The following is a 15,714-nucleotide window of genomic DNA, read 5'->3' on the forward strand; positions in this document are numbered from 1 at the left end:
TCAAGGAAGACAACATGATTTCATAGCGTGGCTCTAGGTGCACGTGAGCGACGAGTGCCTAAATATTGCGGGACCGGCCACGTTTGCTGTCAGTGTGTAAAGCGTTTCAACTTGCAGTCGTGCTCAGTATTGCGGCAGGGAAACATCATTTTCTGTGATTGCCAGCTTTGGTTCTTCCGCGCGTTGGTTTCTTTGATGGGGATGGACATGCTGTTTGTCTCATTCTGTCCCTTGGTGGGGCACTAGGTGGGGGGAAGCGTGCGGCGTGATGCTTTCATGATCATCATGGTGGCCATCCGTTTGGTAGAGCTCCTCCTCAGCCGGTCAGGTCCAGTGCAATCAGCGTAAGGGGCTGACATCTACGTGTGCGTGCCGGGGACCTGCAGTGCATATTCGACATATATGAGCACTGATGGCGTTTGTGGCGGATAATACTCGCGTTGGGGAGTTGCCGAACCCGAACTTGAGAAGACATCTGTCAAGAGGCAAAAGCCCAAGGTGCTTGCGTTCCATTACGCAGCTACGCGTTTCAAGCATCCGGTTTGAACAAGTAAAGCAAGAATCTGCAATGTTGTAGGTGTTACGCAAGCGTTAATTGGGGGAATTGTGAATAACGTAAAGGTAACGTTACTAAAAATCGACAAGGTGATGTAAGGCACTTGACGGTTAAAATAGTGCTCGATGCAAATTGTTAAACGCTCGTTAAAGCACCAGCATAGAGAGGGTTTGTCTCAGTTGATTAGGTTTCGATACCGAACGGGCTTCTTCTATCCTGTAAAAATAACAGCTTGATAACAGCATGGTAACTTTGCTTTTATCGCGTTCGTGTTGGACATCTTTGTATCCATTTCGTAACCTAATTGAGACCTTGCGGTTGCACAGGGCAATCGCAGAGATAACCGAAGATCGATTACCGTTCCCAGATCGCGCACATCGCGCAACAAAAAATCTAGGAAACAGGCTTTCTGCGTCAATGGTTCTCATTGGCTGCGGCGCGTCGCTACCGGCGCGTGAAAGTTCCTGGAAGGTAGCCCCGACGATTTGGAGATTTATGGCTAAGCACCGCCGTCAAGAGAACACGACCGCACGTCGTCTCGCAACTGCATCCGCACTTGCTGTGAGTGCAACTGTTGTCGCCCCAGCTGTGGCTGAGGCTGCACCGGTCGTTGTTCCCGGAACCGGTATTTCCGCAGAAGTTCCAGGCGTGGAAAACATTCCTGGCATCGCTTCTGTGCCTGGTGTCGAGCAGTGGATTCCATCCCTGTCTTCCCAGGGTGCTGCTCAAAACTTTGGAGCGAACGTCAATGTTCCTGGACAGGTTAGCCCTATGTCCTCGGCGCCTGCACAGAACATTGGTGAGCAGATTGTAAACATTGCTCGTGGCAAAATTGGCGCCCCGTACGTGTACGGCGCGGCTGGCCCTAGCGCATTCGACTGCTCTGGCTTCACCTCCTGGGTTTACTCTCAGGTTGGCAAGGCTATCCCACGCACCTCGCAGGCTCAGGTTGGCGGTGGCACCAAGGTTGGCTATAACGACCTTCAGCCGGGCGATATCGTCGCTTTCTACGGTGGCGCATCCCATGTTGGCATCTACATCGGCAATGGCCGAATCATCGATGCGTTGAACTCTAATGCGCCAGTGGCGGAGCGTCCATTGTCGCTCATGCCTTTCCACTCTGCAGTGCGTTACTAGGTTTCAATTCTTCATCTAGTGGCCTCGGTATTTCCGGGGCCATTTCGCATTTGCGGACACCAACTAGATACCATTGTTCACATTAATCACGTGCGTTTCACCTGTCCTGCGCTCATTGAATAGGCATGTCCGAACCCTATAAACTAATGGTCTTATTGTTGCGACAGACGGTTGTTAAGAAAACACTAAGGGGATAGTCATGGCTCATACCAAAGCGCGAGGACCTCGGTCCGGAGGTGAGCGTCGTAAAGCGATCTTGCGGCGCCGTTTAACTACCTTGATGGCCCCGGTTCTTGCGTGTGGATGCTTAGCAATCCCTGGAGCTGGGGCAGACGATATTGATCGGCTGATTGCTGAGATGGATGAAGCTTCCCGCCATGCCGCCGCCCTGAATGAAGAGGTGAAAGGCCTCGAAGTCGAAGTTGAGGCTAAGCAGCACGACATGGACTCCGCAAAAGGGCGCGCACACGACGCAAAGGTGCGTGCTGACGAAGCCTTGGCGGCGGAAAATAACTACCGCTCGGAGATTAACAAGATTGCTGCTTCTAAGTACCGGGGTACGGTCAAGAATCCAGCTGTTGCCACGTTAGGGGCAAGCAACCCGCAGAATGCCCTCGACCGTGCTGCCTATCTTGCGACGCTATCTCGCGACGCTGAGGCCGTGGCTGAATCGCTATCCAACGCAACTGCCCAGGCTGCTCGGGAACATGACGAGGCTACCCGCGCTGCGGCCGCAGCTGAGTTTCAGCGTAACGAGCTCAATCACACCCTTGATCGGCTGCGCAAAGAATCGGATGAATTACACCAGCGGACAGAAGATATTGTCCGTCAGGTAGAGGCTTTGGACGCAGTGTCGCGAGCTAGGTGGGAATCCAAGAATGGGCCTATCGCTGCAGATCTTGCCGGTGTTGTGGGATCCGAATCGGGTATGGCTGCTGTAGGTGCGGCGATGTCCAAACTCGGTTCTCCGTACGGGTGGGGTTCCGCTGGTCCTAGTGCTTTCGACTGCTCAGGGTTGATGGTGTGGGCATACCAGCAGCAGGGTAAGTCTATCCCGCGTACCTCGCAGGCGCAGATGGCGGGAGGCATTCCAGTTAGCCGTGGAGAGCTGCAGCCTGGCGATATCGTCGGCTACTATCCTGGAGCGACACATGTTGGTATGTATATCGGCAACGGCCAGTTAGTGCATGCTTCCGATTATGGGATTCCTGTCCAGGTCGTTCCGGTAGATTCGATGCCATGGTACGGAGCAGTGCGCTACTAGTTTTCAGCGACCAGATATAGGGCTTAGGCCCTGCGGGCTCGCCGTCGAGGAGGGAAGGAAACCCCATGTACTCACAGGAGCAGAATTCCCCGACTGTCTTGCTCGTGACCAACGATTTTCCCCCGCGCATCGGTGGTATCCAAAGCTACTTGCGTGACTACATTTCTTTTCTCGACCCAGAACGCACGATAGTTTTCGCGTCTACCCAAGACGCTGACCAAGCCCGTGAATGGGATTCGACAGTACCTTATACAGTCGTACGGTATCCCCATTCCGTCATGCTTCCCACCCCTGACGTACAACGCACAATGCGTACGCTTATTCGGGACTATGGGGTTGATACCGTGTGGTTCGGTGCCGCCGCCCCCTTGGGACTTTTGGGGAAAGCTGCGAGGGCTGCCGGGGCTAAGCGTGTAGTGGCTACGACGCACGGTCATGAAGTCGGATGGTCGATGATTCCGGGAGCCCGCCACATTTTAGGGCTCATCGGCAAGCACGCTGATGCCATCACCTACATAGCCCAGTACACCCAAACGCGCTTCAAGAGGGCCTTCGAGGCCTATCGCGACCCGTCTCATTCTCTGGAGTGGGTGTGGATGCCTTCGGGCGTCGATACGCAAACCTTCCATCCCGCAAGCCAGCAGACAGTCGGCCGTGTTCGCGCAGAGTTCGGGCTCGCAGAAGGTGTCCCACTTATTGTTTGCAGCTCACGGTTGGTACCCCGGAAAGGCCAGGATTCTCTGATCCGGGCGTTGCAGCACATCCCCGATGCGCACGTCATCATCGTGGGGGAGGGGCGTTACCGAGACGCGCTGGAAGCGTTAGCAAAGCCCGTCGCAGACCGAGTGCACTTCACCGGAAAAGTCTCCCTGGATTGTTTGGTCGACGTCTTAGGCGCAGCCGACATCTACGCCATGCCGGCTCGGACACGGGGCTGGGGCTTGGATGTAGAAGGCCTGGGAATTGTTTACCTTGAGGCGCAAGCGTGTGGCGTACCCGTGGTCGTGGGATCGTCCGGTGGCGCCCCGGAAACAGTCGTGCCGGATAGTGCGGTTGTGGTTGACGGGCAGGATATTTCCATGCTTATCGACGTCCTTTCGGAGCTCATCGCCGACCCGACACGAAGAGCAGCCATGGGCAAGGCCGGCCGAAAGCATGTTGAAAACACGTGGACGTGGCAAAATATGGCCTCAATTGTGCGAGATGTCATGCGTATTCCCGGTGCGGAAAACGCGTAGGCGCCGGTTTATCTATAATTAGGCAGTTACTGTTTTCAACAACGAGGGAGCACACCGGATGAGTGTGAGCGCACCGACTCAAAGTGATTTGGCGATTGGGTTCGACATCGGCGGCACGAACATGCGTGCCGGCGTCGTGACCTCAGCCGGCCACATCATTGATTCCGTGACGGTGCCATCGCCGCGCACTTCCGAAGGCATGACAGCCGGCATCGTTTCGGCCGTGGAAACCTTGCGTGAAAAGCATGACATCTGCGGTGTCGGTGTTGCGATCGCTGGCTTCTTAGATTCCACGTGCACCACGGTGCGGTTTGCTCCACATCTGCCGTGGCGCGATGCCCCCGTGCATTCGATTTTGCAAGATGCGCTTCAACTGCCAGTCCGGCTTGAGCATGACGCCAACTCTGCTGCCTGGGGTGAGTACCGTTTCGGTACTGCGCAAGGTGTGGGCACCTGGGTCCTTTTTGCCGTGGGTACTGGCATTGGCGCAACCATCATGCATGGTGGGGAGATTTTTCGGGGAGCATACGGTACTGCCCCCGAGTTCGGTCATCTCACCGTGGTTCCTGGTGGGCGACCGTGCCCATGCGGAAAATTGGGCTGCCTTGAGCGCTACTGTTCTGGCACCGCTTTGGTCTCGAGCGCCGTAGATATTGTGCACAAGCGTCATTTCCCGGGGAGTGAATTCGCCGCCCAGGTACGCCGCGACCCGACGAAAGTAACGGGCAAGTGCGTCATGCAGGCAGCCCGTAGCGGGGATGATGCAGCTCTAGCTGTTGTTGAAGATTTTGCGCAATGGCTCGGGGTAGGTCTATCTATCGTCGCTGATGTGATTGATCCCGAACTGATCGTCATTGGAGGTGGTGTGTCGTCTGACGCTGACTTGTACCTCCCAGACGCTACATCACAATTTGCCTCCAGTATTGTGGGAACTGGATATCGGCCCTTGGCGCGCATCGAAGTGGCGCAACTTGGACCCGATGCTGGAATGATTGGTGTAGCGGATTTAGCTCGCGACACCGCCCGAGCTTAAGCAATCCCTGGACGCCCCAAGGAAGGAAAGCACCATGCAGAATAAATGGTATTCCGTCATTAAAGGCATAGTTGGTCCCTTCTTGCGGGTGTACAACAGGCCGAAGCTCGTTGGCGGTGACAATATTCCAGAACACGGCGCGGCAATTATGGCCTCGAACCACCAGTCAGTAGCAGACTCTTTCTTTTTCCCGCTCGTCTGCGATAGGCAATTGACATTTCCCGCAAAGTCCGAATACTTCACCGGCACTGGGGTAGTGGGTGCTGCTCAGCGATGGTTTTTTACAGCAGTCGGCCAGGTCCCCGTGGAGCGCACTTCAGAGGACGCTGGCGCCAGAATGCTGGAAGCGGCGCAAACAGTATTAGATCGTGGCGATCTTTTTGGAATTTACCCTGAAGGAACCCGATCTCCGGATGGTCGAATTTACCGGGGACGCACCGGCATGGCCCGGATTGCGATGGCTACGGGCCAGCAGGTGATACCGGTGGGTATGGTCGGTTCGCGTGATGCTAATCCCATCGGGTCGTGGGTTCTTCGTCCCAAGAAGGTGGAAGTGCGTATCGGTGAGCCAATTGACCCTCACGCGTGGGCCCATGAAAACGGATATGACATATCCGACCATGAAACTGCACGGGCTTTCACTGATCATGTGATGCATGAACTAGCCCGGCTTACCGGGTACCCGTATGTGGACGTTTATGCTTCGGACGTCAAGAAGTCATTGGAAGCGGGAGAGGGGTACCCCGAAGGCGCGCGTCCCGGCGACGAAATGTACTTTCACTAGCGCTTTGCGGCCGCGGAATCCCTAGCCCTGATTGAATAGGGTAGCCTCACCCAAGTTGAACCCGTGGTAAACGGCTGGTTACCGTGAGTGGACATTATGCCTGCACAATGTATTTTTCTCTGCGTGCAGGAGAATAGTCTTAAGGGAATCTGAATCGGAGATGGTATGAAGTCGCAGTCTTCATTACCTTCCGTGCCGTCTTCGCCAGGAACCCAGAATTCTCAAGCGCAGCAGGTTGTACCGACTGTGCAGCGTGAGCGCCTAGCTTGGCCAGATGTTGCAAAGGGCCTCTCCATTGTCGGTGTTGTTGTCCTGCATGTTTGCTTGGACGTTCCATTCGGTATGGAAACGGGGCTGGCCTCTATAAACAGCCTTCTTGACCCATTGCGGATGCCGCTGTTTTTCCTGGTTTCCGGCCTTTTTTCCGGCAAAGTGCTCAGGATGACATTGTGGGAGCTTTTCAGTAAGAGACTCTGGTTCTTTATTATTCCCTTCGTTTTCTGGATGCCCGTCGAGAAGGCGCTGAAGTACTGGCAGTGGTCCTATTCCTACGACAAGCCAATGCCCACATTCGAAGAGGGGTACGCGCGTATCTTTTTCAATGGGGAATCGATGTATTGGTTCCTTCACGCCCTTGTGGTGTTTAACTTGGTCCTGTGGGCTACGAAAAAGTTACCGCGGCCGGTGGCTGTTGCCGCTAGCTTTGCGCCACTGCTCATTCTTCCTGCTGAGGTTGAGATTCTCTTTATCGGAAAGATGGTGCAGTACCTGCCGGTATTCATTATTGGCTGCTATTTCTCCGAATCGATCCGCGCTTTTGCGGCTGCACCGAATCCTTGGACGCAGCCCCGCCGTATCGTCTTTGCAGCGGGAAGCTACATCGTGGGTTATGCGGCTTTCGCCAGCTGGTACTTCCTCGTCGAGACTGGGCGGACTGGAGACATTGCGTGGCCATTCCTGGGTGGGGAGGTAGTTACTCCGGCTTCACAGTGGATTGTCGTGCGGATGGTCGGGCAGTTGCTGATGCTTCCGGTAGCGATTCTGGCTGCGTATGGCCTATCTAAAATTCCGTTCGTTTCCCAGTGTTTGCAGTTCTTGGGCCGGCATACGCTTTTTATCTATATTGGCCACCCGATTGCGCTGACCTTGTTCTACCACTTCCCGGTGAGCGTGCTGTGGAATCTGGAAATTAGCCCAGAGAGTACTGTTCTATGGGGGCATACCACGACGTGGATTACGTATGGGCTTTGTGTCAGTGCCCTTGGTGGTCTGGGCATGTGGTTGCTGAGCCGTGTGCCTGTTGTGGGGTCGACGTTGACCCCTCCGGCCATTTACACGCTGCCGGATCGTCTTCGTAGGTTTGTGGCGTAGCGGAAGAGCGTCGTCGAGAAGCTAAAACAGTACGGTGTTGCTTCTTTTTTAATTCGGCGTAGTATTTCTGCCTGTGAAAAAGATCCTGATAGTCCGCGTGATCCTTGTGGCTCTGCTCATCATTGCGTATGTCGTGCTCACCGGGCTGGACATTGGCGGGACTACTACTGCGATGGTGTGTACGATTGCCATCATTGCTGTTTTGTTCGTTCCGGTTCCTGGGCAAAAAGCTGCGGCCAGAAAGCAGCAACAATCGCAATAACCATTGCGAGAAGAACATAACTGTTGCTGACAGGCCAGTGGGACCACACGACCTCGTAGGGGTCGCCTGGACTCGCGAGCCAATGTGGCCTAATTATCAGAGCCACCCCGAGCGCTAGGCCCAGTACGGTTCCGAAAGCTATGGGTGGGCGAAGCACCATGGGTAAAATCAACACGATCGCCCACACCCAGTGGTGGGTCCATGCCACCGGGGAACACACAAGGGCAATAAGCCCGTTAAGCGCAACAGCAGAAACGACGTTGCCACGAACAATCTGGCCCCGCATCGCAGCAGCAATAATGACAATACTGACGACGACCAAACCTCCCCATAGCCACCGGGCTTCACCAATTCCCGAGCGGCTGAGCACCCCCTGCCACGACTGGTTTGTGGCGTAAGCAAGATTTCCTATCCGCTCCGGGGAACCCAAGGTTGTACCCCAGTACTGGGCCGATAAATCTGGGCGGATAAACGCGGCGAGCGCCGTGCAGCCCACGGTAGATGCCGCCATCCATCCTAATCCTTTCCAGTCGCGTCGAAGGAGGAAATACAATCCGAATACAGCCGGAGTCAGCTTAATTGACGTAGCTACGCCCGTCAGGACACCGGAAGGGATCCCCAGCAAGGTGGCGCCCCGCAGCCGTGGCACGCAAGTGTCAGCAATGACAAAGGCCAGCAAAATGATGTTTATCTGGCCAAACGTGATCGTATCCACAACCGGCTCGGTGAGAAGGACGAGCGGAGAAACAACAAGCGTCCAACTCCATGCGGCAGCACGTGAAGCTCCAACGCACGCCTGCCATGCGATCGATACCACCCACAGGATGAGCAGCACGTTCAGTATTACGAGGGCGATCGCGCCGAACGTTAACGGAAGCGGGGAGAGTGCCGCAAAGAGCAGCGCCGCAAACGGCGGATAGGTAAAGGGGAGGGATATGTCGCCGGTGGGAATGGAGATATCGTAAATATCTTCACCCTGCAGAAATGCGCGGCCGCCACCGACATAGACGGGATAATCGGTGAAGTGCCGTAAACCGATGGGGTGGTCGTCGGAAAGCACATACGGGTCGAGGACTAAACACAAAACCACGACAGAAGACACGACTGCGCCGCCACAGTAGGCCCAACGCGGCGCCATGTGGCGTGCCCAACAAGGGAGGGGCGCAGCAGGGGAAGGAGCAGCTTTCACGCACCGTAGTATTGCATGGCCGTCCGTCTATTTCTAGGTAGGCTTCCTCGCGCTCCGGCTATACGCAGTGCTTGGCAGGGGGTGGGAAAGTGACACTGGGCACGCTACACTTACTACAGGCGTTGACGTCGTGCTTATCTTGCAGAGAGCTCCCGTTGCTATGCGTGTACAAAGCAGGGCTGTAAGAAGCTGGAAGGGACTTTAGCAACCGTGCGATTCTTCTATGACACGGAATTTATAGAAGACGGCCGCACCATCGATCTCGTATCGATTGGTGTTGTGTCCGAAGATGGCCGCGAATATTACGCAGTATCCACGGATTTTGATGGTCGTAAGGCTAACCCTTGGGTGCGCGAGAACGTGCTGAACAAGCTACCCAGTCCGAGTGACCCTGTGTGGAAGAGCCGCGAGCAGATCCGCGAAGAGCTCCTGGATTTTTTTACTGCTGCAGGCGAACCGGTGGAGTTGTGGGCGTGGGTCGGTGCGTACGACCATGTAGTTTTAGCGCAATTGTGGGGCGATATGTCTCACATGCCAAGACAACTTCCGCATTACACGAATGAATTAAAACAGCTGTGGGTGCATGCTGGGAAGCCGCGCCTCCCCAAGCCGCCCAAGGGGAATCATGACGCGCTTGTCGACGCCAAGTTCAACATCACACGCTTCAAAATATGCCTAGAGCATCTCGCTCTCGACGAAGAATCGATGGCACGCACGCCCTGGTAGGGCCGCACGACCTGCAAATATCTAGCCCGCTCCAACCTGTATTCCAGTTCCACTGGGTGGGATGAGGTGGCAAGAAGCCATACACCCGCGCCAATCATGGTTTAATAGGTACATGAGCTGGACTGTAGACATACCTAAGGAAATTCTTCCTGATTTGCCACCTCTCCCGGACGGCATCCAGGAAAAGTGGGAAGACGTGCTCTCCCGTGACGCGAAACAACAGCCGTCGTGGGACCGCGCCGAAGCTGACAACGTGCGCAAGATTTTGGAATCTGTGCCCCCAGTTGTTGTCGCCCCCGAGATTTACAAGCTGAAGAAGCAGCTTGCCGACGTCGCCAACGGCGAAGCTTTCCTCCTGCAGGGTGGGGACTGTGCGGAAACCTTTGAATCCAACACTGAGCCACACATCCGCGCAAACATTAAGACCTTGCTGCAGATGGCCGTCGTGTTGACATACGGAGCATCGACGCCGGTCATTAAACTAGCCCGTATCGCAGGCCAATACGCTAAGCCTCGTTCTGCTGACCGTGAATCCAGCGGCCTGCTGAGCTACCGTGGCGACATTGTCAACGGTGTTGAACCCACCGAAGAAGCACGCCGCCACGACCCTGCTCGTATGGTCCGCGCATACGCAAACGCGGCCGCTGCGATGAACCTCGTGCGCTCACTGACCTCCTCGGGTACCGCTGATCTGTACAACGTTACTGAGTGGAACCGGCAGTTCGTGGCCTCATCTGCTGCAGGTGCCCGCTACGAAGCGCTAGCGAAGGAAATCGAACGGGGCCTTAAGTTCATGCAAGCCTGCCAGGTGGACGATACTTCCCTGCGCACGGCTGACGTGTACTGCTCTCACGAGGCGCTGTTGGTTGATTACGAGCGCGCCATGCTTCGCCTGGGCAAGAATGAGCACGGTGAAACCGCGCTCTTTGATTTGTCAGCCCACCAGCTGTGGATCGGCGAACGTACCCGTGACTTGGATGATTTCCACATCAACTTCGCAGCTCTGATCGCCAACCCAGTGGGCATTAAGATTGGCCCAACGACCACAGCCGAACAAGCAGTGGCCTACGCGGACAAGATTGATCCCAACTACGAGCCGGGCCGCCTCACCTTCGTTTCCCGCATGGGCTACGACAAGGTTCGCGAAGTGCTTCCGGGTATCGTGCGCGCCGTTGAGGATTCCGGGCACAAGGTTGTCTGGCAGTGTGACCCAATGCACGGCAATACCTTCACCGCCTCGAACGGCTACAAGACCCGCCACTTCGACAAGATTATTGACGAAGTCCAGGGCTTCTTCGAAGTACACCGCGCATTGGGCACCCACCCGGGCGGTTTGCACATCGAACTCACCGGTGAAGACGTCACTGAGTGCCTCGGTGGTGCTCAGGACATCACCGACATCGACCTTCCAGGTCGTTACGAGTCGGCAGTCGACCCGCGTCTGAACACCCAGCAGTCGCTTGAATTGGCGTTCCTCGTGGCAGAGATGCTGCGACGCTAAACACACCCGCTGGTGCGGTCATGATGAAGAGCGTGTTCGCACCTCAACAGCAATGAAAGTCCAGCGCTAAAAGGCCGGTAGGAAAACCTCCTACCGGCCTTTCGCATTCTAGAACTGGTTAACCTATCGTACGCACTTCAATCGTGGCATTCGGGGTTGCTTCTTTATTCCGGCGCGGGGACTGGGAAATAATTCGGCTATCCGAATCCCCATTATCGCTTACGGAAAGGCGAAGGCCAGCGTCAGAAGCGATGCGCTGAGCTTCGCCGACTTTCTTTCCGACCAGGCTCGGTACTGAAACTCGGCCTGCTAGCTCCACAGTTACAGACGGCTCAGCCGGATCAACGAGCGTTCCAGCCTTGGGTGACACTGCCGTCACGGTATCGGCAGTGTCCGCGGTGCGTTCTCCGCGCGAGGTTTCTGCGATGGTCAGGCCGGCGTCGGCAAGTTTTTGCTGAGCCTTTTCCTGGCTGAGCCCCTGCACGTTGGGAACTTTGATCGCGTTGGAGACTATGAGATGCACTTTGGTGCCTCGCGGGACGTCGTCTCCGGCGGCTGGTGACACTGAAATAATCTTGCCAGCATCAGTGCTGTCATCGAAAGCTTCAGACACGTCCCCGATGCGTAGACCAGCACGTTCGAGGACACCGCGTGCCTGTTCTTCGCTCATACCGGAGACGTCGGGAATCTCCACTGGAGCGGGACCTTTACTGGGGTGGAGCGTTACTTGGGAGCCCACGGGAACTTCCACGCCAGCTGGCGGGGTAGTTGAGGCGACATCTCCCGCGGGTACGTCGTCGGAGTAGGTGGCTTCTCCTATCTCCCAAGTCAGGGACCGTGATTCCAGAATGTCCTGGTAGCGGGTGAGGTTGTTACCAGGCTGGATCTCCGGCACCGTGGGCTTGCCCTGAGAAACTAAGACAGCCACGTCGTTGCCACGCACAACTTTGCTATCGGGGGCCGGATCAGTGCCAGCGATGGCGTTTTTCGGTACGTCATTGGAATAGATTTCGCGCGTTGTGGCGTGAAAACCAGCGTCCTCGACGGCAGCTACCGCACGAACTTTGTCCATACCGACGACGTAGGGAATCTCCCCATATCGGCCTGACCCTAACCACCAGCCTCCCACAGCAATCGCGCCCAAAAGAAGGAGGACCACAATCCACCAGATGGCCAGAGTGAGACCTGATCGGTTACTCACCGGCCGCTTGTTGTCGGTGCGCCCATCCTGAGAGGCAGGATTAGCTGGTGTTGAGGCCTCCGGAACGGCTTGCGGCTCCATCGGGCCGCCAGCGGGCGGGTGCGCGTCGAAGGAAGCGTGAGGAAGCAGCGCAGTGTCGGGGTTTATGTCCGGGCCCGGGGGCGGAAACAGCCCGTCGTCCCAGGTCTCCACGCGGGTGTGGGAAGCATCGGAATCTGGGTCGTTTTCTAAAGTCGGAAGTGCAGCGGTCTTTCCGGCGTTGTCGATGACGGTCGGGGCTTCAATAATCCCAGTTGCTTCCATCACACGGGGGAGCACCGACGTATCCGTGGGGACTGCGGCCGCGCGATGCGCTGCAGCGTTCACAGGAACTGGGACTGTGAAGTCAGGAAGCTCCAGTTCGCGAGCCACATCGTCGAGCGCACTCAAAAACTCACCGGCATCAGCGAACCGGGCCTCTGGGTTGCGGGCGGTTGCAGAGGCGATGAGGGCGTCGATAAGCGGAGGAACCCCGGCGATGAAATCCGAGGGTGCAGGCACATCATCGTGGAGACGTGCGTAGGCCTGCTGCTGGGGGGTATCCCCGACGAACGGCACTTCACCGGTGAGCAATTCGAAAGCCATGATTCCGGTCGAGTACACGTCGCTCGGCGGACCTACATGCTCACCGGCAACCTGCTCGGGGGAGATGTAGGCTGCCGTGCCCACGATTTGTTCCGAGTGCCCCGTGCGGGAATCGATGCTGCGAACCAGGCCAAAGTCTGCAATTTTGAGCGTATGGTTGGCTGCGATCAGCACGTTATCCGGCTTCATGTCCCGGTGGACCAACCCCTGCGCGTGCGCAGCCTGCAGCCCAGTGAGGACCTGTCGCATAGCAGCGACTACCGCATGAGGGGGCATGGGACCGCGCTCGCGAAGAAGCTCGCGAAGCGTACCTCCAGTAATCAGCTCCATAACCAAGAACACTGGAGCGTTGTGAGCTTGCCCATCCGAGATTCCAGTGACCCCGCTGAAGTCGTAGACTCCCACCAAGTTGGGGTGTGAAAGACGAGCCATGGCTCGTGCTTCACGCTGAAAGCGTTGCACGAACATGGGGTCGGAGGCAAAGCGCTCATCCATAACTTTCACAGCGACCGAGCGTCCCAGGCGCAAGTCCACGCAACGGTAGACCGTCGACATGCCACCGCGTGCAATCGGATGGTCGACGCGGTAGCGCCCGTCGAGGACGTCCCCAACTTTCAGGGCAGCCCTTTCAGTGTTCGGTTGCTGTGAATTCATGGCTACTAGTATGGACGAGCGCCCCCGCGCGCGCCAAGTGTCAGGCGCTATACTACGGGCGTGACTTCTTCAGAATCATTTACTTTTCCCGATGACGAACCTGTGTTGACGCTACCCGAAGCCGCCGACCGCTTAGGACTGCCGGTAACGCGTGTCATGGACATGGTCCGCGAAGGCAAACTCGTGGCAGTGCTTATCGACGGAGCCAATCGCATCCCAGAGCGCTTCTTTAGCGACAAGAACACCGTGAACAAGTTTGTCCCCGGTGTGGTCTCGTTGCTCCGCGATGGAGGCTACGAAGATCCGGAGATTATTGCTTACCTCTTCACCGAAGATGAGACCTTGCCGGGGCGCCCTGTAGACGCCTTACATGGACACCTGGCACGGGAAGTCATGCGTCGCGCTCAGGCGATGGCGTTCTAAGCGTCCTCCGCTAGACGCCTTCCTTCCGCTAGATACGCACGTTTTAAGCCCTGGAGTGCGCTCGACAGAGAGCGTGCTCCAGGGCCTTAACGTTTAGGACTGCAACGCGGGTTCCTCGCGTAACCTTTCTGGGGTAACCCCGCGCCACTGTTGGGTGTCCCTACTGGTCTGTGAAGTTTCAGTGAACGTCCATACAGTGAAAAACCAAGCGAATGCGCATGAAGCAAACATCCAGGCCGCGTTGTATAGCTGGTGGTTGCCTGAGCCGGTGAACGCGAGCGTTACCACCATTGACAGCCCCGCAGCCCACATTGCGGGTGTGCGTCGGATCGGGGCGACGGCAATGAGACTGAGCAGGCTGGCGTAGTACCACGGCAGAGTCACGGAATTGCACAGGAAAGCGACGCCATAAGCAAAAACTATGCCCCGAACTGCCTGTGTGGGGGAGGTACGGAAGTACCACCACACGATGGCGAGCCCTAAAAGCATGAGTACAGAGAACACGGTACGCAGCAAAGATAATGGGGCGTTGAAGGCAAAGTCAGGGTTGAAGATAGTCACGAAATCCGTGATGAGCCCGGCGAAGAAAGTAGGCAAAGCCAGCGGGTTGATCACCTTTGAGTTTCCGGAAATCTCCGCGATCCATTCCCACGATGTGCCGGAGGCTAGCGTAATCACGGCAACGACACCAAGCGTTTCTACAGCTCCGGCAATAGCTGCCGCGAAGAAACTTCCAGCCCACTGGAACCGGCTAGGTTTATCACGCCCAGACCTCTGTGCCCACGCGCGGGCCCAGTAATGCATCGCAATCCACACGAAGAAAGGCAAAGCGATAGCAGCCGTAGCTTTGAGCGCCACGGCGATGGCTGCGAGCCCTACACCGCTAAAGAATCGTCCGCGCAGAACCAGGTACAGGCCGACACTGACCAAGCCGACCATGATCGATTCGTTATGCATCCCCCCGACGAGATGCAGGACCATGACGGGGTTAGCAACACCAAGCCACAGTGCCAATCGAGGGTTTCCGCCGAGTAGTTCCGCGATACGGGGGACTGACCATGCGATGAGCGCGAACCCTGCCAGTGACACAATCTTGTACAGGAAAACGCCGGCAGTGACGCTATCACCCACGATGCGAGTGATGCCTTCGCCTAACCACAAATGGAGCGGCCCGTAGGGCGTGGTGGTGTTACGCCAATCGTGGGAAACTTCGAGCAGCATGGGGCCCGGGTTTGCTGCTGCGCCTTCCGAATACGGGTTGTGGCCGTCGCGAAGCATGGCGCCCTGCATGAGGTAGGAGTACACATCCCGCGACATAATCGGCGCAGCAAACACTAGTGGTACTAGCCAAGCAGCCAAGATCTTGGTAAGCGGCTGCCAATGGCAACGTTCGTCGACGTCAAGGCGGAAGACCATGGCACGGCCCATAACGCCCCAGGCGAATATGACACTAATAATTCCAAGCGCAATCACAGTGTTGGAGATGCCGGCACCGTGGCCGTACGACAGGAAATCGAGGTGAAGCGCCCGCAGTACCCCATCGCGGTAACGAATCGCACCGCCGCCGAAGGAACCGAGGAAAATTAGCGTGGAGGCCACGACCCCGCTCCACAGCACGAACTTAGGGGAGCGCCAGCGTCGGGGCACCATTGAAGTCGGCTGTGACGTGTTCACAATGTCCGCATGTTTAATGTCAGAACCGACCACCTTGCTTTTCCCTTCGCTTACCTGATGCGCCCGTGCTCGATGTG

General features: G+C 56.5%; 12 protein-coding genes. 9 read left to right on the top strand and 3 right to left on the bottom strand.

Annotation, left to right across the window (positions count from 1 at the left end; all coding sequences use genetic code 11):
- The first annotated feature begins 1,051 nt into the window (after positions 1-1,051).
- The 6 genes from ATK06_RS07275 to ATK06_RS07300 all read left to right on the top strand — a co-directional run bounded on the left by ATK06_RS07275 (position 1,052) and on the right by ATK06_RS07300 (position 7,383).
- Complete coding sequence (locus tag ATK06_RS07275) at positions 1,052-1,693, top strand: C40 family peptidase (RefSeq protein WP_048379399.1); 642 nt, start codon at positions 1,052-1,054, stop codon at positions 1,691-1,693.
- A 199-nt stretch (positions 1,694-1,892) separates the two neighbouring features.
- Entirely contained in the window at positions 1,893-2,957 is a 1,065-nt protein-coding gene (locus ATK06_RS07280) for a C40 family peptidase (protein ID WP_098389103.1), read from the top strand.
- A gap of 65 nt (positions 2,958-3,022) precedes the next feature.
- Positions 3,023-4,195 (top strand): glycosyltransferase family 4 protein, encoded by a 1,173-nt coding sequence (locus ATK06_RS07285; protein ID WP_048379395.1) that lies wholly within the window; start codon positions 3,023-3,025, stop codon positions 4,193-4,195.
- Between the two features lie 58 nt (positions 4,196-4,253).
- Positions 4,254-5,228 carry an ROK family protein gene (locus tag ATK06_RS07290; protein ID WP_048379393.1) on the top strand — a complete coding sequence of 325 codons (975 nt, stop codon included), beginning with the start codon at positions 4,254-4,256 and terminating at the stop codon, positions 5,226-5,228.
- A 34-nt stretch (positions 5,229-5,262) separates the two neighbouring features.
- The gene (locus tag ATK06_RS07295) at positions 5,263-6,012 is read left to right on the top strand and encodes a lysophospholipid acyltransferase family protein (protein WP_048379391.1); all 750 of its coding nucleotides are present in this window, start codon (positions 5,263-5,265) and stop codon (positions 6,010-6,012) included.
- A 192-nt stretch (positions 6,013-6,204) separates the two neighbouring features.
- Positions 6,205-7,383 carry an acyltransferase family protein gene (locus ATK06_RS07300; protein WP_048379684.1) on the top strand — a complete coding sequence of 393 codons (1,179 nt, stop codon included), beginning with the start codon at positions 6,205-6,207 and terminating at the stop codon, positions 7,381-7,383.
- Between the two features lie 191 nt (positions 7,384-7,574).
- On the opposite strand, the gene ATK06_RS07305 is transcribed toward ATK06_RS07300, so the two are convergent.
- Positions 7,575-8,747 (bottom strand): glycosyltransferase 87 family protein, encoded by a 1,173-nt coding sequence (locus tag ATK06_RS07305; RefSeq protein ID WP_169916272.1) that lies wholly within the window; start codon positions 8,745-8,747, stop codon positions 7,575-7,577.
- A 297-nt stretch (positions 8,748-9,044) separates the two neighbouring features.
- On the opposite strand from ATK06_RS07305, the gene ATK06_RS07310 reads away from it, so the two are divergent.
- On the top strand, positions 9,045-9,560 hold the full coding sequence (locus tag ATK06_RS07310; RefSeq protein ID WP_098389105.1) for a polyadenylate-specific 3'-exoribonuclease AS: 516 nt from the start codon (positions 9,045-9,047) through the stop codon (positions 9,558-9,560).
- Between the two features lie 112 nt (positions 9,561-9,672).
- Positions 9,673-11,061, top strand: a complete 1,389-nt coding sequence (locus tag ATK06_RS07315; RefSeq protein ID WP_098389106.1) for a class II 3-deoxy-7-phosphoheptulonate synthase — start codon at positions 9,673-9,675, stop codon at positions 11,059-11,061.
- A gap of 118 nt (positions 11,062-11,179) precedes the next feature.
- On the opposite strand, the gene ATK06_RS07320 is transcribed toward ATK06_RS07315, so the two are convergent.
- Complete coding sequence (locus tag ATK06_RS07320) at positions 11,180-13,540, bottom strand: Stk1 family PASTA domain-containing Ser/Thr kinase (protein WP_048379387.1); 2,361 nt, start codon at positions 13,538-13,540, stop codon at positions 11,180-11,182.
- Between the two features lie 60 nt (positions 13,541-13,600).
- Between ATK06_RS07320 and ATK06_RS07325 the strand changes: the two genes are divergently transcribed.
- Positions 13,601-13,963, top strand: a complete 363-nt coding sequence (locus ATK06_RS07325; RefSeq protein ID WP_249026786.1) for an Rv2175c family DNA-binding protein — start codon at positions 13,601-13,603, stop codon at positions 13,961-13,963.
- Positions 13,964-14,056: 93 nt separating this feature from the next.
- On the opposite strand, the gene ATK06_RS07330 is transcribed toward ATK06_RS07325, so the two are convergent.
- Positions 14,057-15,637: an alpha-(1->6)-mannopyranosyltransferase A gene (locus tag ATK06_RS07330; RefSeq protein ID WP_282957063.1), complete on the bottom strand. Its 1,581-nt coding sequence runs from the start codon at positions 15,635-15,637 to the stop codon at positions 14,057-14,059.
- Between the last annotated feature and the right edge of the window lie 77 nt (positions 15,638-15,714).

This window comes from Corynebacterium renale (assembly GCF_002563965.1).
In the GTDB taxonomy this organism is placed as follows: domain Bacteria; phylum Actinomycetota; class Actinomycetes; order Mycobacteriales; family Mycobacteriaceae; genus Corynebacterium; species Corynebacterium renale.

Coding starts and splice junctions, on each gene's coding strand:
- ATK06_RS07275 (WP_048379399.1), top strand. CDS start 1,052: ATGGCTAAGCACCGCCGTCAAGAGAACACGACCGCACGTCGTCTCGCA.
- ATK06_RS07280 (WP_098389103.1), top strand. CDS start 1,893: ATGGCTCATACCAAAGCGCGAGGACCTCGGTCCGGAGGTGAGCGTCGT.
- ATK06_RS07285 (WP_048379395.1), top strand. CDS start 3,023: ATGTACTCACAGGAGCAGAATTCCCCGACTGTCTTGCTCGTGACCAAC.
- ATK06_RS07290 (WP_048379393.1), top strand. CDS start 4,254: ATGAGTGTGAGCGCACCGACTCAAAGTGATTTGGCGATTGGGTTCGAC.
- ATK06_RS07295 (WP_048379391.1), top strand. CDS start 5,263: ATGCAGAATAAATGGTATTCCGTCATTAAAGGCATAGTTGGTCCCTTC.
- ATK06_RS07315 (WP_098389106.1), top strand. CDS start 9,673: ATGAGCTGGACTGTAGACATACCTAAGGAAATTCTTCCTGATTTGCCA.
- ATK06_RS07320 (WP_048379387.1), bottom strand. CDS start 13,540: ATGAATTCACAGCAACCGAACACTGAAAGGGCTGCCCTGAAAGTTGGG.